Origin of the sequence: Paraburkholderia sp. RHO2 (genome assembly GCF_050955445.1) — a bacterium.
Lineage (GTDB): Bacteria > Actinomycetota > Actinomycetes > Mycobacteriales > Mycobacteriaceae > Prescottella > Prescottella agglutinans_A.
In genome coordinates, this window is sequence record NZ_CP162617.1 from 4,439,856 (window position 1) to 4,465,753 (window position 25,898).

Annotated in this window: 29 protein-coding genes; 16 read left to right on the top strand and 13 right to left on the bottom strand. The window is 69.9% G+C overall.

Annotated elements, in window-relative coordinates; all coding sequences use genetic code 11:
• Nucleotides 1-66: 66 nt before the first annotated feature.
• Nucleotides 67-846: an HAD-IIA family hydrolase gene (locus tag ABTV10_RS20720; RefSeq protein ID WP_433607076.1), complete on the bottom strand. Its 780-nt coding sequence runs from the start codon at nucleotides 844-846 to the stop codon at nucleotides 67-69.
• A 195-nt stretch (nucleotides 847-1,041) separates the two neighbouring features.
• Between ABTV10_RS20720 and ABTV10_RS20725 the strand changes: the two genes are divergently transcribed.
• The 3 genes from ABTV10_RS20725 to ABTV10_RS20735 all read left to right on the top strand — a co-directional run bounded on the left by ABTV10_RS20725 (nucleotide 1,042) and on the right by ABTV10_RS20735 (nucleotide 3,155).
• Nucleotides 1,042-1,509 (top strand): SRPBCC family protein, encoded by a 468-nt coding sequence (locus ABTV10_RS20725; RefSeq protein WP_499029897.1) that lies wholly within the window; start codon nucleotides 1,042-1,044, stop codon nucleotides 1,507-1,509.
• A 93-nt stretch (nucleotides 1,510-1,602) separates the two neighbouring features.
• Nucleotides 1,603-2,316, top strand: coding sequence for a phosphatidylserine decarboxylase (locus tag ABTV10_RS20730; RefSeq protein WP_499029900.1), 714 nt, complete (start codon nucleotides 1,603-1,605; stop codon nucleotides 2,314-2,316).
• Nucleotides 2,317-2,363: 47 nt separating this feature from the next.
• Nucleotides 2,364-3,155 carry a CDP-alcohol phosphatidyltransferase family protein gene (locus tag ABTV10_RS20735; RefSeq protein WP_499029904.1) on the top strand — a complete coding sequence of 264 codons (792 nt, stop codon included), beginning with the start codon at nucleotides 2,364-2,366 and terminating at the stop codon, nucleotides 3,153-3,155.
• A gap of 78 nt (nucleotides 3,156-3,233) precedes the next feature.
• Here the strand turns inward: ABTV10_RS20735 and ABTV10_RS20740 are convergent, their stop codons facing one another.
• A complete protein-coding gene (locus tag ABTV10_RS20740) occupies nucleotides 3,234-4,106 on the bottom strand; it encodes an endonuclease domain-containing protein (RefSeq protein ID WP_499029907.1) in 873 nt (290 codons plus the stop codon).
• Nucleotides 4,107-4,272: 166 nt separating this feature from the next.
• Between ABTV10_RS20740 and ABTV10_RS20745 the strand changes: the two genes are divergently transcribed.
• From ABTV10_RS20745 to ABTV10_RS20755, 3 genes are read left to right on the top strand one after another with little or no spacing between them, the layout of a single operon-like run.
• Nucleotides 4,273-6,447, top strand: coding sequence for an AAA family ATPase (locus tag ABTV10_RS20745; RefSeq protein WP_499029910.1), 2,175 nt, complete (start codon nucleotides 4,273-4,275; stop codon nucleotides 6,445-6,447).
• 21 nt (nucleotides 6,448-6,468) lie between these two features.
• Nucleotides 6,469-7,809: a hypothetical protein gene (locus ABTV10_RS20750; RefSeq protein ID WP_499029913.1), complete on the top strand. Its 1,341-nt coding sequence runs from the start codon at nucleotides 6,469-6,471 to the stop codon at nucleotides 7,807-7,809.
• A 10-nt stretch (nucleotides 7,810-7,819) separates the two neighbouring features.
• Nucleotides 7,820-9,175 (top strand): hypothetical protein, encoded by a 1,356-nt coding sequence (locus ABTV10_RS20755; protein ID WP_499029915.1) that lies wholly within the window; start codon nucleotides 7,820-7,822, stop codon nucleotides 9,173-9,175.
• A 60-nt stretch (nucleotides 9,176-9,235) separates the two neighbouring features.
• Here ABTV10_RS20755 and ABTV10_RS20760 read toward each other — a convergent pair whose 3' ends face one another.
• A complete protein-coding gene (locus ABTV10_RS20760; RefSeq protein WP_499029918.1) occupies nucleotides 9,236-9,658 on the bottom strand; it encodes an NUDIX hydrolase in 423 nt (140 codons plus the stop codon).
• Between the two features lie 211 nt (nucleotides 9,659-9,869).
• Between ABTV10_RS20760 and ABTV10_RS20765 the strand changes: the two genes are divergently transcribed.
• From ABTV10_RS20765 to mnhG, 6 genes are read left to right on the top strand one after another with little or no spacing between them, the layout of a single operon-like run.
• Nucleotides 9,870-12,689 carry a Na+/H+ antiporter subunit A gene (locus ABTV10_RS20765; RefSeq protein ID WP_499035227.1) on the top strand — a complete coding sequence of 940 codons (2,820 nt, stop codon included), beginning with the start codon at nucleotides 9,870-9,872 and terminating at the stop codon, nucleotides 12,687-12,689.
• Nucleotides 12,689-13,246 carry a Na(+)/H(+) antiporter subunit C gene (locus ABTV10_RS20770; protein ID WP_433607096.1) on the top strand — a complete coding sequence of 186 codons (558 nt, stop codon included), beginning with the start codon at nucleotides 12,689-12,691 and terminating at the stop codon, nucleotides 13,244-13,246. The genes ABTV10_RS20765 and ABTV10_RS20770 overlap by 1 nt, the downstream gene beginning before the upstream one ends.
• Entirely contained in the window at nucleotides 13,243-14,844 is a 1,602-nt protein-coding gene (locus ABTV10_RS20775) for a Na+/H+ antiporter subunit D (protein WP_499029921.1), read from the top strand. The genes ABTV10_RS20770 and ABTV10_RS20775 overlap by 4 nt, the downstream gene beginning before the upstream one ends.
• Nucleotides 14,841-15,413, top strand: a complete 573-nt coding sequence (locus ABTV10_RS20780) for a Na+/H+ antiporter subunit E (RefSeq protein WP_499029924.1) — start codon at nucleotides 14,841-14,843, stop codon at nucleotides 15,411-15,413. Before ABTV10_RS20775 ends, ABTV10_RS20780 begins: the two co-directional genes overlap by 4 nt.
• A complete protein-coding gene (locus tag ABTV10_RS20785) occupies nucleotides 15,410-15,670 on the top strand; it encodes a monovalent cation/H+ antiporter complex subunit F (protein WP_433607102.1) in 261 nt (86 codons plus the stop codon). Before ABTV10_RS20780 ends, ABTV10_RS20785 begins: the two co-directional genes overlap by 4 nt.
• Nucleotides 15,667-16,008: a monovalent cation/H(+) antiporter subunit G gene (gene mnhG / locus ABTV10_RS20790; RefSeq protein WP_127915443.1), complete on the top strand. Its 342-nt coding sequence runs from the start codon at nucleotides 15,667-15,669 to the stop codon at nucleotides 16,006-16,008. Before ABTV10_RS20785 ends, mnhG begins: the two co-directional genes overlap by 4 nt.
• A 19-nt stretch (nucleotides 16,009-16,027) precedes the next feature.
• On the opposite strand, the gene ABTV10_RS20795 is transcribed toward mnhG, so the two are convergent.
• From ABTV10_RS20795 to napA, 5 genes are all read right to left on the bottom strand, one after another.
• Nucleotides 16,028-17,347, bottom strand: a complete 1,320-nt coding sequence (locus ABTV10_RS20795; RefSeq protein WP_499029927.1) for a phosphatase PAP2 family protein — start codon at nucleotides 17,345-17,347, stop codon at nucleotides 16,028-16,030.
• 33 nt (nucleotides 17,348-17,380) lie between these two features.
• On the bottom strand, nucleotides 17,381-18,499 hold the full coding sequence (locus ABTV10_RS20800; RefSeq protein WP_433607107.1) for a glutamate--cysteine ligase: 1,119 nt from the start codon (nucleotides 18,497-18,499) through the stop codon (nucleotides 17,381-17,383).
• Between the two features lie 128 nt (nucleotides 18,500-18,627).
• Nucleotides 18,628-19,335 (bottom strand): superoxide dismutase[Cu-Zn], encoded by a 708-nt coding sequence (gene sodC, locus ABTV10_RS20805; RefSeq protein ID WP_499029930.1) that lies wholly within the window; start codon nucleotides 19,333-19,335, stop codon nucleotides 18,628-18,630.
• 62 nt (nucleotides 19,336-19,397) lie between these two features.
• Nucleotides 19,398-19,982 (bottom strand): LytR C-terminal domain-containing protein, encoded by a 585-nt coding sequence (locus ABTV10_RS20810; protein WP_499029933.1) that lies wholly within the window; start codon nucleotides 19,980-19,982, stop codon nucleotides 19,398-19,400.
• Between the two features lie 84 nt (nucleotides 19,983-20,066).
• Nucleotides 20,067-20,393 (bottom strand): nucleoid-associated protein NapA, encoded by a 327-nt coding sequence (gene napA / locus ABTV10_RS20815; RefSeq protein ID WP_433607113.1) that lies wholly within the window; start codon nucleotides 20,391-20,393, stop codon nucleotides 20,067-20,069.
• Between the two features lie 244 nt (nucleotides 20,394-20,637).
• On the opposite strand from napA, the gene ABTV10_RS20820 reads away from it, so the two are divergent.
• The 3 genes from ABTV10_RS20820 to ABTV10_RS20830 are packed head-to-tail and all read left to right on the top strand — an operon-like array spanning nucleotide 20,638 to nucleotide 22,290.
• Nucleotides 20,638-21,243: a peptide deformylase gene (locus ABTV10_RS20820; RefSeq protein ID WP_499029936.1), complete on the top strand. Its 606-nt coding sequence runs from the start codon at nucleotides 20,638-20,640 to the stop codon at nucleotides 21,241-21,243.
• The gene (locus tag ABTV10_RS20825) at nucleotides 21,230-21,475 is read left to right on the top strand and encodes a putative acetyltransferase (protein ID WP_499029939.1); all 246 of its coding nucleotides are present in this window, start codon (nucleotides 21,230-21,232) and stop codon (nucleotides 21,473-21,475) included. The genes ABTV10_RS20820 and ABTV10_RS20825 overlap by 14 nt, the downstream gene beginning before the upstream one ends.
• Nucleotides 21,476-21,489: 14 nt before the next feature.
• Nucleotides 21,490-22,290: an exodeoxyribonuclease III gene (locus ABTV10_RS20830; protein WP_499029941.1), complete on the top strand. Its 801-nt coding sequence runs from the start codon at nucleotides 21,490-21,492 to the stop codon at nucleotides 22,288-22,290.
• 11 nt (nucleotides 22,291-22,301) lie between these two features.
• Here the strand turns inward: ABTV10_RS20830 and ABTV10_RS20835 are convergent, their stop codons facing one another.
• From ABTV10_RS20835 to ABTV10_RS20845, 3 genes are all read right to left on the bottom strand, one after another.
• Nucleotides 22,302-22,637 (bottom strand): GNAT family N-acetyltransferase, encoded by a 336-nt coding sequence (locus ABTV10_RS20835; protein WP_499029944.1) that lies wholly within the window; start codon nucleotides 22,635-22,637, stop codon nucleotides 22,302-22,304.
• Between the two features lie 99 nt (nucleotides 22,638-22,736).
• Nucleotides 22,737-23,096, bottom strand: coding sequence for a GNAT family N-acetyltransferase (locus ABTV10_RS20840; RefSeq protein WP_499029947.1), 360 nt, complete (start codon nucleotides 23,094-23,096; stop codon nucleotides 22,737-22,739).
• Between the two features lie 346 nt (nucleotides 23,097-23,442).
• Nucleotides 23,443-23,625: a hypothetical protein gene (locus tag ABTV10_RS20845; RefSeq protein ID WP_499029950.1), complete on the bottom strand. Its 183-nt coding sequence runs from the start codon at nucleotides 23,623-23,625 to the stop codon at nucleotides 23,443-23,445.
• A 231-nt stretch (nucleotides 23,626-23,856) separates the two neighbouring features.
• On the opposite strand from ABTV10_RS20845, the gene thiD reads away from it, so the two are divergent.
• Nucleotides 23,857-24,708: a bifunctional hydroxymethylpyrimidine kinase/phosphomethylpyrimidine kinase gene (gene thiD, locus ABTV10_RS20850; protein ID WP_499029953.1), complete on the top strand. Its 852-nt coding sequence runs from the start codon at nucleotides 23,857-23,859 to the stop codon at nucleotides 24,706-24,708.
• A 9-nt stretch (nucleotides 24,709-24,717) separates the two neighbouring features.
• Here the strand turns inward: thiD and ABTV10_RS20855 are convergent, their stop codons facing one another.
• Together ABTV10_RS20855 and ABTV10_RS20860 are read right to left on the bottom strand one after the other, a co-directional pair.
• Nucleotides 24,718-24,903: a hypothetical protein gene (locus tag ABTV10_RS20855; RefSeq protein WP_433607128.1), complete on the bottom strand. Its 186-nt coding sequence runs from the start codon at nucleotides 24,901-24,903 to the stop codon at nucleotides 24,718-24,720.
• A 73-nt stretch (nucleotides 24,904-24,976) separates the two neighbouring features.
• The gene (locus ABTV10_RS20860; RefSeq protein WP_499029956.1) at nucleotides 24,977-25,846 is read right to left on the bottom strand and encodes an adenylate/guanylate cyclase domain-containing protein; all 870 of its coding nucleotides are present in this window, start codon (nucleotides 25,844-25,846) and stop codon (nucleotides 24,977-24,979) included.
• Between the last annotated feature and the right edge of the window lie 52 nt (nucleotides 25,847-25,898).

Here is a 25,898-nt window from a genome sequence, read left to right on the forward strand (position 1 = left end):
GCGAGAGTACCCGTTCACCCCGTCGGAGCGAGGCATTTCGATAGCGGCCCGAAGTAGCTCGGCGCGTCACCCGCGATCGGCCAACAACCCGGGCAGATCGGCCACCGAATCGACCACATGATCGGGCCGGTCCACCGCCAGATCGAGGATCGGCTGACGGAACTTTCCCGTCCGCACCAACACCCCCGTCATGCCCACCCGCTGCGCCGGCAGGACGTCGCTGCGGAAGTCGTCACCGACCATCACCGTCGCCGCCGGATCGACACCCATCAACTCGGCCGCCGTGAGGAACCCCGCGAGCGACGGCTTGCCGACCGACACGATCCGCGAACCCGACGCGTCCTCGAGACCCGGCAGATACGCGCCCGTGTCCAGACGCAGGCCGTCGGACTCCGACCACATCAGCGCCCGGTGCATCGCGACCGTGGGCACGCCCGCGACCATCAGATCCAGCACCCGACTGAGCGCGTCGTGCGTGAACTCCGGGCCCGCACCCCCGATCACCACCACCTCGGGGTCGACGTCGTCGAACTCGATGCCATCCATGTCGGCGCGGATGTCGCCGTGATTGAGCAGCATCACCCGCGCGCCCGGATACGTCGACCGCAGGTACTCGGTGGTGAGTCGCACCGCGGTGACGATCTCCTCGGGCCGGATGTCGAACCCCGCATCCTCGAGCGCCGAAGCGATCGCGCCGCACGTCCGGGACGTCGTGTTGGTCAGAAACGCCCGCACACCCCCGCGGCGGCGCATCTCCTCGAGGGCCTCCACCGCCCCGGGGACCGGCCGCCACGACGTCACCAGCACCCCGTCGATGTCGAACAGCACGCCCTCGACCCGGGTCATGGATTCGAGGGTATCCGCCGTCACCCGCCGCTGCTGGGCTATCCGACCGGAAGCACCGGCGCATTCGGCGGACCCGACGCGTCGACCTTCGGCGCCGAATCGTGACCTGCCGCACACGGAACCGGCGCGCGGGCCTACGATGACCCGGTACGCGTGACCTCCTGTACCACCTAATTCGAACCGGAGAGCCGACCCGTGACCAACACCCTCGAAGCCAGCATCGAGATCGCCGCCACCCCGCAGGACGTGTGGACGATCGTGTCCGACCTCGAGCGGATGGGCGAGTGGAGCCCGCAGTGCCGCAAGATGCGCGTCTCCGGTGAGGTCCGCGAGGGCACCAAGACCTTCAACATCAACCGCAAGGGCCTGCTCGTGTGGCCCACCACCTCCAAGGTCATCCGATTCGAACCGAACAAGGCGATCGCGTTCCGCATCAACGAGAACCGCTCCATCTGGTCGTACACGCTCGAGCCGACCGAGACCGGCACCCGCGTCGTCGAACGTCGCGAGGCCCCCACCGGAACCAGCCAGCTGTCGCAGTTCCTGATCAAGACCGTCCTCGGCGGCGCCGACGCCTTCGAGACCGAGATGATCGCCGGCATGAACGCCACCCTCACGCGCATCAAGAGCGAGGCCGAAGCGCTCGCCGTCGGCCCCCGGTAGCACATGGCGACCCGACGGTTCTCGGCAGTCACGTAGCCTGTGATAGCTCGAGCGGCGAACACCGCCGCCCCATTCGACCGGTAAGAGGAGCTCGTGGCACGCCGACCGACACCCCCTGGTACCCCCCAGCCCACCGGCGTCGGCCACGTCATCGGCCTCGTCAAGGCTGCCGTCCCGCCGCTGCACCCCGCAGGTCTGCCGTTCGTGCTGACCCCGCTCGCGGTCGCCGCCGTGGGACGCAACCACAAGTGGGTGCGTCGGGCCGGGCTCGCGTCCGCAGCCGCCTGCGCGACGTTCTTCCGCCACCCCCACCGGGTGCCGCCGAACCGCGCCGGCGTCGTCGTGGCGCCCGCCGACGGTGAGGTCGCGCTCGTCGATACCGCCGTCCCGCCCGCCGAACTCGGGATGGGCGACCAGCCGCTGCCGCGCGTGAGCATCTTCCTGTCCGTGCTCGACGTCCACGTCCAGCGCGTCCCGGTCGCCGGGCTGGTCCGGCAGGTCGTGCACCAGCCGGGGCAGTTCCTGTCCGCCGACCTGGCCGACGCCAGCGAGGTCAACGAGCGCAACAGCATGCTCATCGAGACCGCCGACGGCCGCGAGGTGGCCGTCGTGCAGATCGCCGGCCTCCTCGCGCGCCGCATCGTGTGCGACGCCAAGGAAGGCGACAAGCTCACCATCGGCGACACCTACGGCCTCATTCGCTTCGGTTCCCGGGTCGACACGTACTTCCCGGCCGGCACCTCGCTGCTCGTCGAGCGCGGCCAGCGCACCATCGGTGCCGAAACCGTCATCGCACAGCTGTCGTGAGGCCGCCCCGCCCCAGCCGGCAGCACGCGGTCCGATTACTGCCGAGCATGATCACGATCCTCGCGCTGTGCGGTGGCCTGTCCGCCGTCAAGTTCGCGCTCGACGGCGAGCTCGGCACCGCCCTCGCGATGATCGGTGCGGCCGCCGTCCTCGACGCGCTCGACGGCCGCCTCGCCCGGATGCTCGACGCCACCAGCAAGATGGGCGCCGAACTCGACTCGCTCGCCGACGCCATCTCGTTCGGCGTCGCGCCGGCCCTCGTGCTGTACGTGACACTGCTCGACGGCAGCAGCTTCGGCTGGATCATCGCGCTGCTGTACGCGGTGAGCATCGTGCTGCGGCTCGCGCGGTTCAACACGCTGCTCGACGACGACACCGCCCCCGCGTACGCCAAGGACTTCTTCGTCGGCGTGCCCGCACCGGCCGGGGCCCTGATCGCGCTCATCCCGATCGCCGCCTACGTCCAGTGGGGTGACGGCTGGTGGTCGTCGCTGGCCGTGGTCACCGCGTGGACCCTGTTCTCGGCCGCGCTCATCGTCAGCCGCATCCCCACCTTCGCGATGAAGACCGTGTCGGTGCCGCCGCGCATGGCCGCCACGCTGCTCGCGCTCGTCGCCCTCGCGGCCGCGGCCCTCGTCACCTACCCGTACGTGCTGCTGATCGTCCTGGTGTTCGCGTACCTCTCGCACATCCCCTTCGCGATCCGGTCGAAGCGCTGGGTGGCGGCCCGCCCCGAAACCTGGGACATCAAGCCGTCCGAGCGCCGCGCCATCCGCCGCTCCCCCAACGGCAACCGCCGCTCGTCCGCGGCACGGCTGGGCCTGCGCCGCCCGCACTGATTCCACTCCCCCGTTTCGCGCACTTATCGGTGGCGCCGGGACCTTCCCGCCACCGATAAGTGCGCGAAACGCGGGCAATCAGCGGCGCCGCCGCCGCGCGCGGCGCAGCGCTCCCTCCACGAGGTCCACGACCGCTCGCGGATCGGCGAGCATCTCCGCCGTGACGAAAACGATCTCCCACCCCGCAGCGCGGAGACGATTCTGACGATCGCGATCGCGGGCGAGAGCGAACGTCTCGCCGTGCCAGCGCCCGTCGTACTCGACGGCCACCCGCTCCTCCTCGAAGCCGAGGTCGACGCGGGCGACGAACGTGCCGTCGACGTGAATGTTCACCTGCGGGGTCGGGGTGAGGCCAGCGAGATGCAGGACGACGCGCAACTCCGATTCCTTGGGTGATTCGGCCCGCGCGTCGACGAGCGCCAGCGCCGCACGCGCCCGAACGACGCCGTGGTCGCGTCGTGCTTCGAGGTAGCGCTCCACGCTCGCGCGCGTGGTGAGTCCGCCGCGCAGGATCCGGTCGGCGTCGGCCACCGCCCGGACGAGCGGGCCCGTCGCGAGAACGTCGAAGGTCATCCGCTCGGGCCGGGCGATCGCGATGCGCTCCCACGGTTCGTGGTCCGCCGGATCGATTGCGACCCGGCGCACCTGCAGTCCGGGACGGCGGTTGACGCGGTGGCCGGGCCGGGCGATCACCTCCACGGCGTCCGACGTCGATGCGAGCGGCACCCCGCGCACCACCGCGGCCGACCGTCCGGTGAGCACCAATGCACCTTCTCCGGTGAGTGCGGCCGCACGGCAGCGCAACTCGTGGCTGTCGCGCACAACGCTCGGGCAGTAGACGCCGCGGAACAGTCGGCGCACCCGCGGTCCGCGAAGCTCCATCGCCGTCAGCGCGCCGTCCCGGACCGCGTCCACGCCCAGGAACACCTCGGGCAGTTCCGGTCTCCTCATGTCCCGACACGATGCCGCACGGATCGGACCCGCATCCCCCGACAGCGTCAGTTATCCACAACCTCGGCCACCCCGATTTGCGCACTTACCGGTGTTCCCGGGGCCCACCCAAGACCGATAAGTGCGCGAAACGTGGGTGCGGGACACCCATCACTAGGCTGGCGGCGTGACTTCACCCGAACTGACGCTCACGGTCCGGCTCAACACGTCCGCCGCGGATGCCCGACGCGGAGTCGTGCGGCTGCACCCCGAGGCGCTCGCGGCGCTGGGGCTGCGGGAGTGGGACGCGATTGCCCTGATCGGCGCCCGCCGCACCGCTGCGGTCGCGGGTCTCGCACCGGTCGGCACCCCCACCGGCACCGCCCTGCTCGACGACGTCACCCTCTCCAACGCCGGTCTGCGCGAGAACGCGACCGTGGTGATCACACCCGTCACCGTGTACGGCGCCCGCGCAGTCACGGTGAGCGGGTCGGCGATGGCACAGCAGTCAATCTCGGACACGACGCTGCGGCAGGCGCTGCTCGGCAAGGTCCTCACCGTGGGCGACGCGGTGTCCCTGCTGCCCCGTGACCTGGGCCCGGGCACCAGCACCGCATCGGCGACGCAGGCACTGTCCCGGACGTTCGGTGTCACGTGGACGTCGGAGTTGCTCACCGTCACGGGCGTCGACCCGTCGAACGGGCCGGTGAGCGTGCAGCCGAACTCCGCGGTGAGCTGGGGATCCGGTGTGGCACATGCCAGCCCCGCACCGACGGTGACCGCGCCGACAGTGACCGAGCCGCGCACGTCCGATGTGGTCCCGGTCGAGGACCTGGTGGGCGCGCACGCGCAGGCCGCGAAGCTCTCGGAGTGGCTCACGCTCGCCCTCGACGAACCCGAGCTGCTGCAGAAGCTCGGCGCCTCACCACATCTGGGGGTGCTCGTCACCGGTCCGGCCGGCGTCGGCAAGTCGATGCTGGCCCGATCGGTTCTCGCGCAGCGTCGGGTCGTCGAACTGGACGGCCCGGGCGTGGGTGCGTCCGAGGCGCAGTCGCGGCTCGAGCGGGTCACCGCCGCCGTCGACACCGTCCGCTCCGGCGGGGTGCTGCTCGTCACCGACATCGACGCGCTGCTGCCCGCCGTCCGCGAACCGGTCTCGACGCTCATCCTCGACCAGCTGCGTCGTGCCGTGGACACCGAATCGGTGGCGTTCGTCGCGACCACCGCCCATCCCGAGGAGCTCGACGACCGCCTGCGCGGCCAGGACCTGTGCGACCGCGAACTGTCGCTGTCGCTGCCCGACGGCGCCGGACGGCGTCAGCTGCTGGAACTGCTGCTACGCAAAGTTCCCACCGCGGATCTCGACGTCAGCGAGATCGCCTCGCGGACGCCCGGATTCGTCGTCGCCGACCTGGCGGCGCTGTGCCGCGAGGCCGCGCTGCGGGCCGCGTCGCGGGCGAGCAGCGCCAAGTCGGAGCCGCAGCTCACCCAGGAGGACCTGCTGGGCGCGCTCGAGGTGATCCGCCCGCTGTCGCGTTCGGGCACCGAGGAACTCGCCATCGGCAGCGTCACCCTCGACGACGTCGGCGACATGGTCGAGACCAAGCAGGCGCTCACCGAGGCCGTGCTGTGGCCGCTGCAGCACCCGGATTCGTTTGCGCGCCTGGGCGTCGATCCGCCGCGCGGCGTCCTGCTGTACGGTCCGCCCGGCTGCGGCAAGACCTATCTCGTTCGTGCCCTGGCCAGTTCCGGTCAGCTCAGCGTGCACGCCGTCAAGGGCGCCGAACTGATGGACAAGTGGGTGGGCGCGTCCGAGAAGGCGGTGCGCGAGCTGTTCCAGCGCGCCCGCGACTCGGCGCCGTCACTGATCTTCCTCGACGAGGTGGACGCCCTCGCCCCGCGCCGCGGGCAGAGTTCCGACTCCGGTGTCTCCGACCGGGTCGTGGCCGCGCTGCTCACCGAACTGGACGGCGTCGAACCCCTGCGCGACGTCGTCGTGCTCGGCGCCACCAACCGGCCCGACCTGATCGATCCCGCGCTGCTGCGGCCCGGCCGCCTCGAGCGCCTGGTGTTCGTGCCGCCGCCGGACGCGGACGCCCGCAGGGAGGTCCTGCGGACGTCGGGCAGGTCGGTGCCGCTTGCCGAGGACGTGGACATCGCTGCCCTCGCGGCCGATTTGGACGGCTACTCCGCCGCCGACTGCTCCGCCCTGCTCCGGGAGGCCGCGCTCGCGGCGATGCGCCGCAGCGTCGACGCCGCCGATGTGACCGCGGAAGACGTCGCCGCGGCGCGCGAGAAGGTGCGACCGTCGCTGGACCCCGACCAGGTGGCGCACCTGAAGGCGTATGCCGAGAACCGGTGATCGGCGGGTAGCGTCGGGGCAGTGACCCCGACCGTCCGTGGGGCGGTGTACACCGCGGCCGCCTGGTTCGCGGGCACCCTGGCCACGTTCGTGCTCGCCAACCCGCCCGAGTGGCGCGGGACGATCAGCGTGACCGGCCGCCAGCTCGAGTGGTGGTTGGACGCCCTGCCCACCGGATCCGTGATCGGCGCGGCCCTCGCGGTTCCGGCGTGCGTGGCGCTACGACGTGCGTCCTCGCTGCGGCCGGCCTGGATCGCGGCCGTCGTCGCGTCGAGCGTGCTGATCGTGGCCCGGATCGCGGTCCCGGGCGTACGCGGGCTGGTCGAGGTGACCACCCTGCACTACGCCAAGTGCGTGGCCGCCGGGGTGCTGCTCGGTGCGGCCGTCGCTGCAGTGTGGCTGCGGCCGTTCGCGCGATTCGTCCTCGTCACCGCTGTCGGCTCGACGTTCGTCGTCGCGCACACCGCGCACGCCGGTAACGAACCGAGCGTGTCGACGTTGGGTCCGCCGTTCTGGTGGTTGTTGATCCCGTCGCTGGTGCTTGCCGCGGTGTGCGCGGTGATCGATACGGCGCAGGTCACGACCGCCGCACCCGACCGGATCGTGCTCCAGGCGATCGCGGCCGCCGCCACCCTCGCTTTCGCCCACCGGACGCTGGGCGCGTGGATCGACGGACAGACCGCCGACTCCGAACTGCTGGTGTGGGTCTTCATCGGCGTCTGCCTGGTGCTGGTGACGGCCCTCACCGACTTCTGGGCACGACGCCTCGACAGCCCGTTCCTGCCCGCGGCCACTGCGGTGGCCGCTGCCGCCGCGCTCGTCACACCGCAAATCGCCCGCCAGTTCGCGCTCGCGCCGTGGCTGATGGTCGCGGTCGGCGTCGCTGCGGTCGCCGCCGGACTGTCGGTCGCGGTGCGACGCCCGTCGCCCCCGCTCGGGTTCGCACTGCTCGCGCTGATTCCCCTGACCACGGCGATCGACCCGAACCTCGGCGACGGCCGCACGTGGCTCCTGGCACGACTCGCGGTTCTCGGGCTCGGCATCGGCCTCACGTTCGGTTCGACCCTGCCCGACGACGGTGTGCTCGCATCGCTCGGCCTCGCGGTGCCCATGTTGTCGCTGGTCTTCACGTACGTCGCCCAATCGGACGGAGCGATCGCCATCTACGGCGGCGCGCACGAGCGCCCCCCGCACACCCCGCCCAGCGAGGGTGGTCTGTTCGGGGCCGTCGAGCCCTACGCACCCGTCAGCCACCTCGCCGGAGTCGCGCTCCTGCTCGTCGTGCTCTACTGCGCCGTGGCCGTCCACAGATTGCGCACCGGTCCGGACGGCGTGAGCCGAAAGACGATCAGCGACAGGTAGCGTCGGTGCAGTGACCCCGACCGACCGCTCGGCCCTGTCGACCGTCACCGCCGTGTTCGCCGGCGCGCTCGGTACGTTCGTGCTCATCAGCCGCCCCCAATGGGAACCGCTGTTCAGCGCATCCGAGCGCCAGCTGGACGACTGGAATGCCGCCCTGCCGACCGGTGTCGCCGTCGGCGGCGTCGTTGCCGTGCTCGCGTACGCAGCGCTCCAGCGCGCCGCTTCGGCTCGACCCGCATGGACCACGGCGGTCGTCGCGACCGCCGCCCTGCTCGCGGCCCGCCTGGCGGTGTCGGGCGTGAGCGATATCGGACAACTGACACTGCTGCACTACGCCAAGTGCTTGGCCGGTGGCGTCCTGCTCGGCGCGGCCGTGGCCGCGGCGTGGTCGCGGGCCGTCCCCCGCCTCGCCCTCGTCGGCGCGGCTGCCGCGACGTTCGTCGTCGCCGACACCGCCCACGGAGTCGCACCCACCACCTCCGCGCTCGGCGAGCCGTTCTGGTGGTTGCTGGTTCCCACGCTCGTCCTCGCGGCCGCCTGCGCCGTGATCGACACCGGCGCACCCACGCGCGCCGACGCCGGGACGGTGCGCGAGGTGATCGCGGCCGTGCTGACGCTCGCCGTCGCGCACCGCCTGCTCGGCGCGTGGATCGACGGTCAGACCGGGTCCACGTTCCGGCTGTGGGTGATCGTCGGCCTGTGCCTGGTCCTCGTCGTCACCCTCACCGAGTTCTGGGCTCGCCGCCTCGACGCCCCGATCCTGCTCGCGGCGACAGCGGTGGCGGCGGCCGCAGCGCCCATGAGGCCACTGCTCGCCCAGGAGCACCTGCGACTCGAGCCGTGGATCCTGGTCACCGTCGGCGTCGCAGCGGTCGCCGTGGGACTGGCCGCGGCGCTGCGGCTTCCGTCGCCCGTCGTCGGCGTCGCCGCGCTGGCCGCCCTGCCACTGTGGATCGCGATCGATCCGACTGCCGGCGGCCGTAGTGCAGTCCTGCTCGTCCAGCTCGCGGTGCTGGGCGTGGGCATCGGACTCGCCCTCGGCTCGACCCTGCCCGACAGCGGCGCCGTCGCCGCACTGGGACTGGTCGTGCCGTTGCTGTCGTTGGCGTTCACCGCGCTGGTCGGTGCGACTACGTCGTTCGTGGTCTACAGCGGGAGCTACGAACCCCTGCCCGACGTCCCGTTCGCCATGCCGTCCGAGCCAGCCGCGTCAGACGAGGTCATCGCCTACGTCGTCGACGTTCCGTTTCCGCCGCCCATCTCCTTCGACCGTGGCACCGGCGTCGCGCTGCTGCTGGTCGTGGCGTTCTGCGCGCTCGCGGTCCGCGGAGTGCGTCCCCGCCCCACCGTCCCGCGCCCGAACTGACCTCCGGCTCGGCGCGATCGCGTCGGCGGGAGATCCGCACGGGAGCGGCGTCAGCCGGTGTCAGTCCACGAGGTCCAACTCTCGCAACCGTGCGAAGACGAGCCGCGACCCGGGAGCGGTCTCGGGCATGGCGGCGTACTCGGCCTCGGTGAAGTAGCGGATCTCGGCGACCTCGCTGGTGGCCTGGGGCTCGTCGACGAGGTCGGCGAGGTAGCACGTCATGTGCAGCCGGGTGCCGGGGCGGTGCCCGAAGGCCGGTGCCTCGAAGATGCCGAGCTCGCGGACGCTGCCCGGCGCGATGTCGGTGTCGAGTTCCTCGCGGATCTCCCGATGGAGCGCTTGTTCAGGCGTTTCGCCCGGATCGATCTTGCCGCCCGCCATGTAGAAAGCGGTCTTGCCGGCGGACCGGGCCTGCAGCATGCGACGGTCGCGAATGTGGGCGAGGGCGGCGGTTCGGATCACGATGGGGTTCTCGTCGGACACCCGTCGAAACGTACTCCCACCGCCACGGCGCCGCCGAGCCAACCACAAATGTCCGGTTTGCGCCGATTGAGACCAGCTTCGAGGCACTCAGTAAGATGTAGCCCGTAGTCCGGTTTGCTAGTTAAGCGAAGGGTCTACGCGACTCTCGGTTTCGCGCCGATTCGTCACCCCGCCGCCCCACAACCCGACGGAGTGCCATTTGCTTGTCATATTGATCGCTCACGCGATAGCCGCCGTTATGGCCCCGCTCGTCGTGCGATCAATAGGGCGCAACGCGTTCTTCCCGCTCGCACTCGTGCCGCTCGCCAGCCTCGGCTGGGTGATCGCGAACTGGGGCACCGAGCAGGAACTGCACATTCAGTGGGCGCCGGGGCTGTCGATGGACATCGACATGCGGTTCGATTCGCTCGCCGCGATCATGTCCGTGCTGATCCTGGGCGTCGGCACGCTGATCCTCGTCTACTGCGCGCGGTACTTCACCGACGACGAACCCCGCCTCGGCATCTTCGCCGCCGAGATGGTCGCGTTCGCGGGCGCCATGTTCGGCCTCGTGACCAGCGACAACATGATCATCCTCTACACGTTCTGGGAACTGACGACGATCCTGTCGTTCCTGCTCGTGGGCCACTACGCCGAACGCGCCACCAGCCGTCGCGCGGCGACGCAGGCGCTGCTGGTGACCACCGCCGGCGGCCTGGCGATGCTGGTCGGCATCATCATGCTCGGCCAGTTGGTCGGCAGCTACAACCTGTCGGACGTCGTCGCGAACCCGCCGAGCGGGTGGCTCGCGAGCGTCGCGATCGTGCTGGTACTGATCGGCGCACTCTCGAAGTCGGCGATCGTGCCGCTGCACTTCTGGCTGCCTGGCGCGATGGCCGCCCCCACCCCGGTCAGCGGCTACCTGCACGCCGCCGCGATGGTCAAAGCCGGCATCTACCTCGTCGCCCGGATGGCGCCCGGCTTCGCCGACTCCCCACCCTGGCGGGTCACGATCATCACGCTCGGACTGGCGTCGATGTTGCTCGCCGGCTGGCGCGCGCTCCGCTCGTTCGACCTCAAACTCGTCCTCGCGTTCGGCACCGTCAGCCAGCTCGGGTTCCTCATGGTGCTCGTCGGCGTCGGCTCCCGCGACGCCGCCCTCGCCGGCATGACGATGATCGTCGCGCACGCGATGTTCAAGGCCGCGCTATTCATGGTGGTCGGCATCATCGATCACAGCACCGGCACCCGCGACATCCGCAAGCTCGCGCGCCTCGGCCCCAATGCGCCGTGGTTGGCCACGATCGCGGCGCTCGCGGCCGCGTCGATGGCCGGCCTGCCGCCGTTCCTCGGGTTCGTCGGCAAGGAGGCCGCGCTCGAATCGATCCTCGACGCGACCGTGCTCGAGCCGTGGGCACGGACCGTCGTCGCCGCCATCGCGCTCGGCTCGATTCTCACCGTCGCGTACAGCATCCGGTTCGTGTGGGGCGCGTTCGGCCGCAAGCGACAGCGCACCCCCAGTGCCGCCGTCGCGAACATGCACGCCCCGAGCGTGCTGTTCCTGGCCCCGCCGGCGCTGCTCGCGGTCGGCGGCCTGGTCGCCGGGCCGCTGTCGCCGCAGCTCGAGAAGCTGCTCACCCCGTACTCGACGACGCTGCCCGCCGGCCCGCAGCCCGACTACCACCTGGCACTGTGGCACGGGATCAACACGCCGCTGCTGCTCACCGGCGTGATCGTCGGCCTCGGCACGCTGCTGTTCGTCGCGCACCGCTGGGCCGTGCAGCGCCTGCGCTTCCAGAACCCGCCGCTCGGCAACGCCGACCGCGCCTACGACGCCACGCTGCGCGCGATGGACACGCTGTCGATGCGCCTGACGGGTTTCACCCAGCGCGGATCGCTGCCGCTGACGCAGTCGACGATCCTCGCCACACTGGTGCTGCTGCCGGTGATCCTGCTGGCGCTGCGCACCGACGTGTGGGCCGAGATCCGGCTGTGGGAGTCGCCGCTGCAGTTCACGGTGGGACTGATGATGATCGTGTCCGCGCTGGCCGCCACGGTGATGCGCAACCGCCTGGCCGCGGTGATCCTCGTCGGCCTCAGCGGATACGGCTGCGGTGTCATCTTCGCGCTGCACGGCGCCCCCGACCTGGCACTGACCCAGTTCCTCGTCGAGACACTCACCCTGGTGATCTTCGTGCTGGTCCTGCGGAAGCTGCCCGCCGAGGTGGACGAGCGGCAGGCCATCGGGTTCAAGCTGCCGCGCGCAATCCTCGCGGTCGGCGTCGGAGCGGCGGTCACCACCCTCGCCGCGTACGCCATGAACGCCCGCACCACGACACCGATCTACCACCAACTACCGGAGGCCGCCTACGTCCTCGGCAACGGCCGCAACGTGGTGAACGTCCTGCTCGTCGACATCCGCGCGTGGGACACCCTCGGCGAGATCTCGGTGCTGCTGGTCGCGGCCACCGGTGTCGCGAGCCTGGTCTTCCGGCACCGCCGGTTCGGGACCGCCCCGCGCGTCGCCGACGCGCCGGCCATCGTGCTCGACGCGGCGTCGTCGAGCACGGAGACTACGTGGCTGCGCGGCGGCGACCTCATCGACCCGCGGCACCGGTCGCTGGTGCTCGAGGTGACCACGCGGCTGATCTTCCCCACCATGATGGTGCTGTCGGTGTACTTCTTCTTCTCCGGCCACAACGCACCCGGCGGTGGTTTCGCCGGCGGCCTCACGGCCGGCCTGGCACTGGTGCTGCGCTATCTCGCCGGCGGCCGGTACGAACTCGGCGAGGCCGTCCCGATCGACGCCGGCAAGATCCTCGGCCTGGGGCTGCTGCTCGCCGCGGGCACCGCCGTGACGTCGTTGTTCCTCGGCGCCCCGCCGCTCTCGTCGGCGGTGTTCGAGGTGACGCTGCCGCTGCTCGGACACATCAAAGTCGTCACCGCACTGTTCTTCGACCTGGGGGTGTACCTGATCGTGGTGGGCCTCGTGCTCGACGTGCTCCGCAGTCTCGGGGCCCGACTCGACGCACAAGAGGAGGTGAACGCCTGATGAGTGCCGACCTCGCGTCCCTGATCCTCATCGGAGTACTCACCGCGGCGGGTGTCTACCTGCTGATCGAACGCAGCATCACCCGGATGCTGCTGGGCCTGCTGCTCATCGGTAACGCCGTCAACCTGCTGATCCTCTCCGTCGGCGGACGCTCCGGCAACCCGCCGATCGTGGGCCGCGAATCGGTGCACGAGGAGATGGCCGATCCGCTGGCGCAGGCGATGATCCTCACCGCGATCGTGATCACGATGGGCATCGCCGCGTTCGTGCTGGCCCTCGCCTACCGCTCCTACAAGATCACCACCGCGGACCGGGTCGAGGACGACACGGAGGACACCAAGGTCTACAAGCGGCGCACCGCCGCCGAGGCCCCGGACCGCGACCGGTCCGACGACCCCATCACCGGTGCGCCGTCCAAGAGCGGCGACGCCTTCGACTCCGCCGGCAACCCGATCCCCGTCGACCTCCTCGAGGACCCCGAGGACTACCAGTCCTACGAGGACCTGCACGAGGGACACGAGGAGATCGAGTCCGAGACGCCGGGAGGCCGACGATGACGCTCTCCCCCGATCTCATCGGCACCCTCGCCCCGCTGCCCGTCCTGATCCCGATGATCGCCGCAGCGGTCACGCTGTTCGTGGGTCGCCGGCCCACCGTGCAGCGATGGATCACCCTCGTCGCGCTCGTCGCCGTCACCGCCATCTCGGCGATGCTGCTGTACCTCGCAGACCAGCACGGCACCACCGCGATCCAGGTGGGCGGCTGGGACACCCCGATCGGCATCACCCTGGTCGTCGACCGGCTGTCGGCGCTGATGCTGCTGGTGTCGTCGACCGTGCTGCTCGCCGTCATGGTCTACGCCGTAGGCCAAGGCATCCGCGACGGTCAGGAACACCAGCCGGTGTCGATCTTCCTGCCCACGTACCTGGCGCTGACGGCCGGCGTGTGCAACGCGTTCCTCGCCGGCGACCTGTTCAACCTGTACGTCGGGTTCGAGGTGCTGCTGGCCGCGAGCTTCGTGTTGCTCACCCTGGGGGCGAGCGCCGACCGGGTCCGGGCCGGCGTCTCGTACGTCATGGTGTCGATGGTGTCGTCGCTGATCTTCCTGTGCGGCATCGCGTTCGCGTACGCCGCGACCGGCACGCTCAACCTCGCGCAGATGGCGCTGCGGTTCGACGACGTCCCCGTCGGCACCCGCATGGCGATCTTCGGTGTGCTGCTGGTGGCGTTCGGGATCAAGGCGGCGGTCTTCCCGCTGTCGACCTGGCTGCCCGACTCCTACCCCACCGCACCGGCCCCGGTCACCGCGGTCTTCGCGGGCCTGCTCACCAAGGTCGGCGTGTACGCGATCATCCGCGCGCACACGCTGCTGTTCCCGCAGGGCGAACTCGACAACGTCCTCATGGTGTGCGGCCTGCTGACGATGATCGTCGGCATCCTCGGTGCGATCGCGCAGAGCGACATCAAACGACTGCTGTCGTTCACGCTGGTCAGCCACATCGGCTACATGATCTTCGGTGTCGCGTTGTCGACGCAGTCCGGTCTCTCCGGCGCCGTGTACTACGTGGCGCACCACATCATCGTGCAGACGACGCTGTTCCTCGTGGTCGGCCTGATCGAGCGGCAGGCCGGGTCGTCGTCGCTGCGCCGGCTCGGCGGTCTCGCGGCGGCCAGCCCGCTGCTCGCGATCGTGTTCCTGGTCCCGGCGCTGAACCTCGGCGGCATCCCGCCGTTCTCCGGGTTCATCGGCAAGATCGCGCTGCTGCAGGCCGGTGTCGCGCACCCCAGCGCACTGTCGTGGATCCTCGTCGCCGGTGGCACCGTCACGAGCCTGCTGACGCTGTACGTGGTGGCCCGCGTCTGGACCAAGGCGTTCTGGCGGGCCCGTGCCGACGCCCCCGAGGGCGAACTCGCGGACGTGAGCCCGTCGGCGCTGATCGACGAATCCGAGGAGGACATCGCGTTCGTCGACCGCGAGGACGTCGGAAAGATGCCCGTGTTCATGCTGCTGCCGACGATCGGCCTCGTCGCCGTCGGCCTGGCGCTGACGATCTTCGCGGGCCCGATGATCGGGATCAGTGACCGCGCGGCTCAGGACCTGCAGAATCGGGACGTCTACATCACCGCCGTGCTGGGCGAGGGAGGTGACCGATGACCCGCGAACGCGTACTGCGCGTCGGCGTCCTCGCGTGGCTGACGCTGGTGTGGATCTTGCTGTGGGGCACCTTCAGCTTCGCGAACCTCGCGGGCGGCCTGGTGGTCGGCGTGCTGATCATGTGGCTGCTGCCACTGCCGCGGGTCCCGGTCGAGGGCCGGGTGCACCTGCTCTCGATGGTCAAGCTCGTCTGGATGATCATCTTCTACGCCGCGCAGTCGAGCGCCCAGGTGGCGTGGCTGGCGGTCCGTCCGGGTCCGCCGCCGGTCACCGGTGTGCTGCGTTGCAAGCTCGGCATCAAGTCCGATCTGGTGCTCACCCTGTGCATCGACGTGCTGAACCTGATCCCCGGCACCATGGTGCTCGAGGTCGACCAGGCCCGGCGCGCGGTGTATGTGCACGTCCTCGATGTCGGGACGACCAAGTCCGTGGACCAGTTCTACCGTTCGGTGCGGCAGCTGGAGCGGCTGTTCATCGCGTCGTTCGAGCGCGATTCGGAGTGGCAGCCGGCGCCGTGGCATCTGCGCGACTACGAGTACCACGAAGAGGGCAGGGAGGACCGAGCATGACAGCCGTGATGATCATCGCCGGAGCGATGCTGGTGGTGGCGGCGCTGCTCACCACCTACCGACTGCTGGCCGGGCCCGGCAGTCTCGACCGACTGGTCGCGATGGACACCCTCGTCGCGACCGCGATCTGTGGGCTGTCCATCTGGGCCGCCTACAGCGGCGACACGACGATCGTGCCCGCCATCGTCGCGCTCGCCCTCGTCGGCTTCGTCGGCTCGGTGAGCGTGGCCCGATTCCGGGTGAGTGACGACTCGTGAACACCTTCCTCGACGTCCTCGCCGCAATCTGCATCCTCACCGGGTCGTTCCTGGCGCTGACCGCCGCGATCGGCATCGTCCGGTTCCCCGACACCCTCTCCCGCATGCACGCCGCCACCAAGCCGCAGGTCGTCGGCCTGGTGCTGGTGCTGGTGGGCGCGGTGATCCGCCTGCACGGCAACGTCGACATCTGGATGCTCGTGCTCATCGGCCTGTTCACGCTGCTGACCGCGCCGGTCATCGCGCACAGCGTCGGCCGCGTCGCCTACCGCGAACAGCGCGGGCGCGACGGGCTGCTCATGGACCAGCACGACGACACCCCCGGCACGTTCCGCTAGGTCGCCGCGTTTCGCGCACTTATCGGTGTTCCGGGACCTCGTCGGACACCGACAAGTGCGCAAATCGCGGAGCGTTCGAGCGGTAGAACGTGGTCCAGTACGCGTACGCGAACAGGGCCGGGACGCCGAGGAGCAGCGGCGTCGCCACGATCGGATACTCGGCGATCTGCACGGCCAGGTAGCGGTAGCTCAGCAGCAGCGCGGCCAGCAGGACGGCGCCGCCGGCGACGAGCCGGATCCGGAACCAGCCCCAGCCCCGCTCCGGGGCACGCAGCGCCGACTCGAGCGTCAGCGTCAGCACGACGCCCGCGACCAGGTCGACACCGTAGTGGTAGCCGAACCCGAGGGTCGCCGTCAGCGTGCACACGAACCAGAACGTGCCGCCCCAGCGCAGCCACCACGGCCCCTGCCGCGAGTGGATGAACAGGGCCAGCGACCACGCCGTGTGCAGGCTGGGCATGCAGTTGCGGGGGGTGGCGTCGTCGAACGGCATCGCCGACGGCGTCGGGTCGAACGGCACGACATCGGGCCAGAAGTCGCCGACCTGGAAGCCGTTGCCGTCGGCGCCGAACGCGAAGATCGGCCCGACCACCGGGAACAGGATGTAGAAGACCGGCCCGATCAGCCCGATCAGGAGGAAGGTGCGCACAAGGTGGTGCGAGGGCCAGCCCTTGCGCAGTTGGTACAGCGCGACGACGATCGCCGCGACCGGCAGTTCGATGTACACCCAGTGCAGGACGCCGTAGCCGACGGAGCCGAGGGCGTCGACCACGTTCCCCATCACCCACGACGGGTTGCCGAGGGCGTGGTCGGCGAGCTGGACGTACTGGTCGAGGACCATCGGCCGGGTGATGACGGTGATCTGCAGCCACACGTCGCCGAACTTGGTGGCGACGATCAGGAGCGCACCGAGCCCCACGCCCATGAGCGCGCTGCGCCGCTGCTCGCCTTGCCATTTCACGCCGGCGTACACGCCGATCGAGGTCAGGACGATCACGGCGCCGTTGCCGACGGTCAGCGGTCCGCCGGCGAGGTAGCGGATCGCGGCGATGACGACGTCGATTCCGGCCGCGCTCGACAACGCGATGACGCGCTGCCGGTTGGTGAGACCCACCATCGCGAGGGCGAGTCCGGCCCACGGCACGGACGCCGACTTGGGGGTGCCGACGACATCGTCGAGGAGGCTCTCGAGCGGTCCTGGGAAACCGCGGGACGACGCGAAGATCTGGAGCGCGGTGAGGACGAGGACGACGGCGGCAACTGCGCCACCGAGCAGGACATTTCGGGTTCGACCGGTGAGCCGCACCGGCTCTGTACGCGCGCCACCGTCCACCAACACGCCGTCCATAGTAAACGGCGGGTGAATGTGACCTTACGTGTCGAGTTCGTCGACGAGCGAGTTGACGACGGCGCGCACGTCTCCGCCAGTGGCGGCGGCGACCTTGCGTTGGCGTTGGTACGACGCCCCCCGCCGCGGAATGTCTGCGACACGGGCCAGTTCGTCGGCGCACCCGAGCCGCGCGGCGGTGGGGGTGAGTTTGTCGAGCAGGTCGTCGAGGTCGTCGGTCACGAGCCGTTCGCTGTTGTCGGCGCCGAGGATGACTTCGGCGTCGAGCCCGTATCGCGCTGCGCGCCACTTGTTCTCCTGCACGTGCCACGGCGGCATGGACGGCAGCGTCTCCCCCGCCTCGAGCCGGGTGTCGAGGTCGACGACGAGGCAGTGGACGAGGGCGACAAGCGCGCTGAGTTCGCTGCGGGTGGAGATGCCGTCGCACACGCGGACCTCGATGGTGCCCCAGCGGGGTGCGGGGCGGATGTCCCAGTGCAGGCCACCGAGATCCCCGATGACGCCGGTGGTGAGCTGGTCGTGGACATACCCCTCGAACTGCGTCCAGTTCTCGAACTGGAACGGCAGCCCGGCTGTGGGCAACTGCTGGAACATCAGCGCGCGATTGCTGGCGTACCCGGTGTCGACGCCCGCCCACATCGGCGACGATGCCGAAAGAGCAAGCAGGTGAGGATATTTCAGCAAAAGAGCGTTGAGGATCGGGAACACCTTCTCCTTGGCGGAGATCCCGACATGCACGTGCACACCCCAGATGAGCATCTGCCGCCCCCACCACTGGGTGCGTTCGATCAGCTCGTCGTAGTGCGGCGTCCGGGTGAGCAACTGGGTGGACCACTGCGCGAACGGGTGAGTGCCCGCGCACATGAGGTCGACACCGAGCGGATCGGCGGCCCGACGCACCAGCGCCATCGTCTCGGAGAGGTCGTCGACGGCCTCGCCGACGTTGTCGCAGATGCCGGTGACGAACTCGACGGTGTTGCGCAGCAACTCCTTGGTGACCCGCGGTTGGTCGGCCAGTTCACCCACCGCGTCGAAGACGGCGGCGGCAGTGTTGGACAGATCGCGGGTGGTCCTGTCGACCAGCGCGATCTCCCATTCCACCCCGAGGGTCGGACGCGGTGAACCGGCGAACGGGACTCCCACGATTCCGATCCAACCACAGCGTCCGAGCGCGCGCAGGACGCCCGACGGCACAGCGTCCGGAAGCCCGCAGAACGCGGAACGGCGGGGCCGTGATGGCCCCGCCGTTCCGGTACAGCTGTGTAACGTCGTCAGCCCTCGATGACGCCGCAGGCGACGCGGCCGCCGGCGTCGCCGGTGCTCAGCGTCTGCTGGTCCGGCACGGGCGCGTTGTCGGGCAGCGTGTACCGGTTGGGGATGTTGGCGAAGTTGTCGGAGCCCGCGTGGATCATCAGCGCGGTGCCCTTGCCGCCGTTCTTCAGGTCCTCGAGGGTGAAGGCGTCGGTGGTGGTGACGAGGTAGGCCTTGCCGTCCTCGCGCACCTCGAGGGAGGTGAGGTCGCCGCTCGAGGGGTGCCCGGTGTGGCCCTCGACCTGGTAGTGGCCGCCGGCGGAGAGGAAGTTGCCGGGCTCGCCGCCGGTGGGGGCGACGGAGTTGGGCTCGCACTTGCCGAAGGAGTGGACGTGCAGGCCGTGGAAGCCGGGCTTCAGGCCCTGTGCGTTGACGGTGATCTGGACGAAGCCGCCCGTCTCCGTGAGGGACGCGGTGCCGACCTGCGCACCCTGGGCATCCTTGAGCTGCACCGAGACGGATTCCGCGGTGGTCGTGGTGGCGTGCTCCGAGCCACTTTCGCCGTGCCCTTCCGCGGGAGCCGGGGATCCGGTCCACACCGGCGGGGTGGTGCCGGGCTGGTCGCTGGGCTCCTCGTTGTTCGAGCACGCGGTGAGGCCCAGCGCGGCGATCGCGACCAACGGGGTCACGACGCGCCAGGACTTGCGACGGGAGAATTGCGAGGCCATCGAACCGCTCCTTCGAGGTGGTTGAAATCTGCCGATGATCATAACGAGCAGGTCCGGCGGACTCACTTGGAGGTGACGATCACGATCACTCCCGGCGAGGCGCTGGCGATGCCGGTGAAGCGCGGTTCGGCCGGGACGCCCAGTTCCGCCGCGATGGCCTGCGCGGCCTGCTTCTCGGCGGCGGTGTTGCCGTAGTAGACGGTGGTGGTCTGGATCAGACCGTAGCTGTAGTTGCCCGTCTCGGAGACGTTCCAGCCGCTGGAGGTCAGCTCGTTCGCGGTCTCGGCGGCGAGACCCGACACGTTGCTGTTGTTGAACACGCGCACCGGCACCGACTTGTCGACCGCGCCCGCGCCCGTGGCCGCGGCGGCGCCGGTGGTGGTCGTCGGCGCAGCGGCCGAGGTGGTGGTCGTCACCGGCGGAGCTGCAGTCGTGGTGGTCCGTGCGGCCTGCGCGGCCGCGGACGTCGTGGTGGTGGCCGTGGTCGTCGGCGCGGCGGTGGTCTCCGCGACGGGCGCCGATTCGCTGGAATCCGAGCCGCCCAGCGAGGCCGCGCCCAGTCCGGCGAAGAGGATCGCGAGGGCGATCAGCACCATCGCGATCGCGCGCAACGGGGGGCCAGACGACTCGGGATTCGGGGTGGTCACGGCTTACGACCTTAATCGGCGCGTCGGACGCTTCCGGTAACGAGGTGACGACGGCCGGGGTTCGGTGACGGCTGGGGAAGCGGACTACGTGGAGATGTCGAAGCCGAGTCGGCGCGCGGCGCGGGCCTTCTGCCGACTGGCCCGCAGCCGACGCAACCGCTTGACCAGCATCGGGTCGGCGGCCAGCGCCTCGGGTCGGTCGACGAGAGCGTTCAACACCTGGTAGTACCGAGTGGCCGACATGGAGAACAGTTCCTTGATGGCCTCTTCCTTCGCGCCGGCGTACTTCCACCACTGACGCTCGAAGGAGAGGATGTCGTGCTCGCGGCGGGTGAGTCCGTCCTGGCCTACCTCGTTCGCCGACGCGCTGTCGCTGTGTTCGGATTGGTTCCGCGCTGCTGCGCCGTCCATCTCACTCCTCGACTGCTCGATGATTTCTCGATCCCGCTCGACCTCAGCGAAACCTCCGCGCCCCAGTGGACCCACGGCCCGACAGGATCAGGCCGAGCGGTGTGCTCGGACACTGAGACATCGCTCGGGACCGAGCACGAATTACACCGATGTTCTTCCTGGTCATTGAATCACGATCCGGGGGTTCGGCACCGGGTTCCGGCGGGGCGCGCCGCGAATATCACGCCCATTATCCTTGGTGACCATGGCAATTCTTCCGATCCGGATCGTCGGCGACCCGGTCCTGCACGAGCCGACCAAGCAGGTGACCGAGTCACCGGCCGAACTCGCCGATCTGATCCGCGACATGTACGAGACGATGGACGCCGCGAACGGTGTCGGTCTGGCAGCGAACCAGGTGGGTGTCGCGAAGCGCCTGTTCGTCTACGACTGCCCGGACGTCGACGAGAAGGGCAAGTCGGTCCGCCGCCGCGGCTGCGTGGTCAACCCGGTGCTCGAGACGTCGGAGATCCCGGAGACCATGCCGGACGAGGACGACGACGTCGAGGGCTGCCTGTCGGTGCCCGGCGAGCAGTTCCCGACGGGCCGCGCCGACTGGGCGAAGGTCACCGGTACGGACGAGGACGGCAACCCGGTCGAGATCGAGGGCCACGGCTTCTTCGCGCGCATGCTGCAGCACGAGACGGGACACCTGGACGGGTTCCTGTACGTGGACGTGCTGATCGGCCGCAACGCGCGCGCCGCGAAGAAGACGATCAAGCGGTCGGGCTGGGGCGTGCCGGGCTTGAGCTGGACGCCGGGCACGGTCGACGACCCGTTCGGTCACGACGAGGACGATGACGAGGACTGAGCCGACGCTCGGCGACCGGGTGGTGGTGCGGTATCGCCTGCCACCCGGTGGCTCCCACCCGCTCACCGACGTGATCGGCACGCTCGAGCAGCTCGAGCCGTCGGTGCTGGTCCGCACCGCCGACGGCCGGGTCGTCGAAGTGGAGCGCGCCGACGTGGTGCGGCTCAAGGTGCTCGGCCCCAAGCCGGTGCGCCGGGCCGGTACCGGGTCCGGTGACTGTCCGAGTAGCTGACTACCCTCTCGGGTGTGCGACTCGCGACGTGGAATGTGAACTCGGTCCGTGCCCGAACCGACCGGATCCTGGACTGGCTGGCCCGCACCGACACCGACGTGTTGGCGATGCAGGAAACCAAGTGCAAGGACGAGCAGTTCCCGTACGAGCGGTTCACCGAGGCCGGGTACGAGGTGGCGCACGTCGGCCTGAGCCAGTGGAACGGCGTGGCGATCGCGTCGCGCATCGGGCTCGACGACGTGCAGGTCGGGTTCGCCGACCAGCCTGGGTTCGACAAGGATCCGGAGGCGGAGGCCAAGCAGGAGGCCCGCGCGATCGGCGCGACGGTCGGTGGGGTGCGGGTGTGGAGCCTGTACGTGCCCAACGGCCGGGAGCTGACGGATCCGCACTACGTCTACAAGCTGGAGTGGCTGGCCAAGCTGCGCGCGGACGCGGAGGGCTGGCTGCTCGGGAACCCGGACGCGCAGATCGCACTGGTGGGTGACTGGAACGTCGCACCCACCGACGAGGACGTGTGGGATCCGTCCTTCTTCGAGGGCAAGACGCACACGTCGCAGCCGGAGCGGGACGCGTTCGACGCCTTCGCCGAGGCCGGTTTCGCCGACGTGGTGCGCCCGCACGCGCCGGGTCCGGGTGTCTACACCTACTGGGACTACACGCAGCTGCGGTTCCCCAAGAAGCAGGGCATGCGCATCGACTACGTGCTGGGCTCGCCCGCGTTCGCGGCACGGGTGACGGCCGCGCACATCGACCGGGACGAGCGCAAGGGCAAGGGTGCGAGCGATCACGCGCCGGTGGTCGTCGACCTGGCATAGCGGCAGCGGATCTAGTCGCCGAGAAGGTCCAGGTACTCGGTGTGGGTGCCGAGGTAGCGCTGGACGTAGGTGCAGACCGGACGGATCCGGGTGCCCTCGCGGTGGGCCCGGTCGAGGACGTCGCGGACCAGCACGGCGGCCCACCCTCGGCCACCACGGTCCTCCCGCACCACGGTGTGCAGCAGTGTCAGCACGTCACCCAACGCGCCGGTGGTGTCGCGCCGATAGCCGAGGATGCCGACGAGCTCGCCGCGAACCCACAGTTCGTAGCGTTCGTGGGGCGGGCTGTCGACGACGCGGACCGAGGCGTCGACCGAACCGGAGGCTCCCGGGGATGCGGAGTTCACGTTTCCCATGAAACCGGGCGAACCGCCGGCGGGGGCCGGATTCGTGGCCGGTGATGCGGTTCGATGCCGATCCTTGACCACGGCGTGGCCGCGCGTCGATCAGTTGAGCGATATCGCGTCGGCCGGCTCGATCGGCGCCATGAGGTCCAGATACTCCGGGTGTGCCTCGACGAAGCGCTGGACGTAGGTGCACACGGGACGGACCTTCCAGCCGTACTCGCGCGCCTGATCGAGCGCACGACGCACCATCACCGCGGCGAGCCCGCGGTGCCCGAAGTCTTCGACGACGACGGTGTGCATGAAGGAGACGACCGGGACGGGTTTCCGCGCGCCACGCTTCGTGGCCGGCGAGGTGTCGTAGTAGCCGACGATTCCCACCAGGTCCCCGTTGAGCCACAGCTCGAAGCGGTTCTGGTCGGTGTTGTCGGTCACGTCTGCACTGGGCGAATCGGCGAACACGACACCTCCTCGGGACGCTCTCATTACATCAATGTGATCCACGCCACTATTAGTACAGGCGCCCAGTGTCGCCTGTCAGGCATTTGACCGAATGCTCTGCATTCGATTTCCGCACGACGAAACGGGACGACCAACCGGTTCGCGCCGGCGACACCCTCCCGGACACCGATACACCAATCTTCAGCTCCCCCAAAACCGTTCCGATGCCGCTGGATTCGAAACCATGTCCCGAAGCCTCTTACCGCAGCACACGTTTCACACCGCAGTGATCGAGAATCGAACGACAAGTGGACCGGTCACCCGGCAGCCGAATCACCCGGGGCCGCGACGATTTCGGGTCGAGACTTCATACTCGGAACGGTTCCGCGTACCGCACCGTGCCCGTCGGCAGATCGGCGTCGCCCAGTCCGCTGTTCTGGTACGCGGGGAGCACCGACACGGGCGCCAGCGCCAGCGAGGCCGCGCCGTCGACATGACAGCGCGTGCACAGCGCGTGCGCGACCACGGAGCCGTCGCCCAGAACGGCCACCCAGGACAGTCGTCCGTCGATCCATGCCGGATCGGAGCGCAGGTTGCCACCAGGTCGGCCTCGTCCGGCTCCGGGAACGCCGCGAGGACGACGGCCCGGACCGCGTCGGCGTCGTCGGGTCGTTCCGGGCGCAGGTGGTACTCGGGTGCGGCGCTGTCGCTCATGAGGCGAGCACACCACGACCCGAGCGCGGCGACAGTCGAGTTTCCACGGCTGGGTAGGCTCGAGGCCGTGGACTACCTGCCCTTGACGCCGACCGGCCAGACCCCGATCCGCGCGCTCACCATCGCCGGCACCGATTCCGGTGGCGGCGCAGGCATCCAGGCCGATTCTCGCACCATGGCGATGTGCGGTGTGCACGCGTGCGTCGCGGTCGCCGCGGTGACGGTGCAGAACTCGGTGGGCGTCAGCGGATTCCACGAGATCCCGCCGGAGACGGTGGCCGCGCAGGTGCGCTGTGTGGTCGAGGACATCGGTGTGTCGGCCGCCAAGACCGGCATGCTCGCGTCCACCGCGATCATCGAGGCCGTAGCGCAGGTGTGCACCGAGGTCGGGATCGGCCGTGACCAGGCGGTGCCGCTCGTGGTGGATCCGGTGTGCGCGTCGATGCACGGCGATCCGCTGCTGCACGCCGAGGCGCTCGACGCCGTCCGGAACACGCTCATCCCCATCGCCTCGCTGGTGACGCCGAACCTCGACGAGGTGCGCCTGATCACCGGCATCGAGGTGGTCGACGACGCCAGCGCCCGCCGCGCCGCCGAGGCCCTGCACGCGTTGGGCGCGCAGTGGTCGCTGGTCAAGGGCGGGCACCTGCGCTCGTCCACGTCCAGCACCGACCTGCTCTTCGACGGCGACACGTTCCACGAGTTCACCAGCCCGCGTATCGACACCGGCAACGATCACGGCGGCGGCGACACCCTGGCCGCGGCCGTCGCGTGCGCGCTCGCCAACGGCTACGCGATGCCCGACGCGGTCGCGTTCGGCAAGCAATGGGTCACCCGCTGCCTGGAGGCGTCGTACGACCTCGGTGCCGGTCACGGCCCGGTGTCGCCGCTGTGGCGACTGGATCCGAAGAACGCGTAACCGGCGTGGTCAGCGCGAATAGTCGCGCAGCGTCATAACGAAGCCGACGGCCACCACCGGGACCGCGATGATGTAGACGGCGACGCGAAACCACGTGGGCCCGTAGTAGCTCACCGCGATCGCCGCCGCCAGCGCCGCGATGATCATCAACACCCCGTAGAACGGCGTGCGTTGTGGATGCTCGGACTCGGCCACGTCCTCAGTGTGCGCGCCGCGCGTCGGCCGCGGCAACCGTTGCCCGAACTGGTCCGTTCGTCCGCGCGGACCGTCAGCGCGGGGCGGGTGCCGGCCGCAGCAGGTAGATCCGCAGGTCCTCGGGCACACCGCGCTGCGGCGCCGCCAGCAGCCCGCGCCGGTACCGCTTCGCCGCCAATCCCAGCTCCGCGAGCCGCTCCCCGCCGATCGCGTCGTGTGTGTTGCCGGACATCACGACGTGACCGTTGCCGCCGAGTTCCATCATCCGGGCGGCGACGTTGACGTCCACGCCGAACCAGTCCGCCCCGATGGGCTGCGGCGCCCCGGTGTGCAGGCCGACGCGCATGCGCGGGCGGTAGCCGTCGTGCTCGACGGTGGCGAGCGCCGCGCGCGCCGCGAACACCGCCTCCGCCGCGTTGTCGGGGTGGTCGAACACCACCATCAGCCCGTCGCCCAGCCGCTTGACCACCTGTCCGCCGCGTTCGATCATCGGCGGCTCGATCGTGGCCGCGACCTCTCGCAGCAGGCCGAGGGTCGGACCGTCGCCCACCTGCAGCGACCAGCTCGAGAAGCCCACCAGATCGGTGAACACGATCGTGACCTCGCCGTTCGCGGGGCTCCCCCACGTCTTCTCGAGCACCGCCTGCAGCACCTGCAGTGCTGCCATGCTCACCTCGCGGGAGGCGCCCGAACCGGTGTCGATCATGCGTGCGGCCGCCCGCGCCCCGCCCGGGCCGGTCGTCGACAGCGGATCACCGAACGCTGGATCCCCCGGCAGTGCCCGTCGGATGCGCCGAACGGCGTCGACGAGGTACGGCTGGCGGTCCGCGTCGCGCATCCACTTCGCGACCGATCCCGTGACCTTGGTAGGCGCACTCTCGGCACTGGAACACGCCTGAGGCAGTTCCGGGGTGGCGCCGTCGCCCTGCGGGTCGTCACTCACCCCGGCAAGAGTAATCGCGGGTGCGGTATCTCGCAGAAGTGCCGGTGCGCGC